The organism is Brevibacterium sp. S111, assembly GCF_004745075.1.
Lineage (GTDB): Bacteria > Actinomycetota > Actinomycetes > Actinomycetales > Brevibacteriaceae > Brevibacterium.
Genome location: NZ_RHFH01000058.1, coordinates 1 through 1,023 on the forward strand (window position 1 = coordinate 1; position 1,023 = coordinate 1,023).

Sequence of the window (1,023 nt, forward strand, 5' to 3'; positions counted from 1 at the left end):
TTCTCTGGAAAAGGAGCACTCTCAGAGTGAAGCCTACCCGCACCTATCCCCGCCTGCACATCGATACCGCACCCAGCAACGCCCTCGGCCACGCTGGCGGGCTCCTGCTCACCGAAACCGTGCACACCAGCGGACTCGACCATCATCTGAAGACGGCGCTGGCACCGTGGAAGAAGCCCTTCGCCGTTCATGATCCAGCCAAGGTCCTTCTCGATCTCGCGATCACTCTCGGACTCGGCGGTGACGCTCTGTCCGATACCACAGCGGTCCGCGACGAACCTGCTCTGTACGGGCCGGTGGCATCGAATCCGACGATCACCAGGATCATCCAAACTCTGGCCGGCGACGTCGACCGGGGCCTGGCAGCGATCAATCAAGCGCGAGCCGCAGCCCGGACCCGGGTATGGGAACTGGCCGGTCAACACGCCCCGAACCACGACGCCGTTGCTCAGAATCCGTTGATCATCGACATCGATGCCAGTCTCGTCACCTCACACAGCGAGAAAGAAAACGCGAAACCCACCTACAAGAAAGGATTTGGATTTCATCCCTTGCTCGCCTTCATCGACCACGGCGACTGTGGCACCGGTGAGCCTGTGGCCCAGTTGCTGCGTCCTGGCAACGCGGGATCGAACACCGCTGCTGATCACATCAAGTTGGTCAAACTCATCCTCGACCAATTACCCGGCAGCAATCCTCGTCCGGGTAAGAGCGTCCTCATCCGTACCGACACCGCTGGTGGCACCCATGACTTCGTTGAGTTCCTCACGAAGCGACGTCTGTCGTACTCGGTGGGCTGGATGCTTCCCGGCAACACTCCCGAACTGTATCGGCAACTGTCGGAACTCGGTGCTTGGGAGCCGGCCTATGACACCAACGGCGATCCCCGCGAGGGTGCTGATGTGGCCGAGTTGACAGGGGTGCTCGACCTGGCCGACTGGCCGGAAGGAATGCGAGTCATTGTCCGCCGTGAGCGTCCTCATCCGGGTGCACAGTTGCGCTTTGATGATGTCGACGGGTACC

At 61.1% G+C, this 1,023-nt stretch carries 1 protein-coding gene; it reads left to right on the forward strand.

Translation table 11 applies throughout. From position 1 onward, the window contains the following. Window positions 1-26 precede the first annotated feature (26 nt). Window positions 27-1,023: IS1380 family transposase (locus tag EB836_RS18030; RefSeq protein WP_135542822.1), on the forward strand; the 997-nt coding region annotated here is incomplete at its 3' end.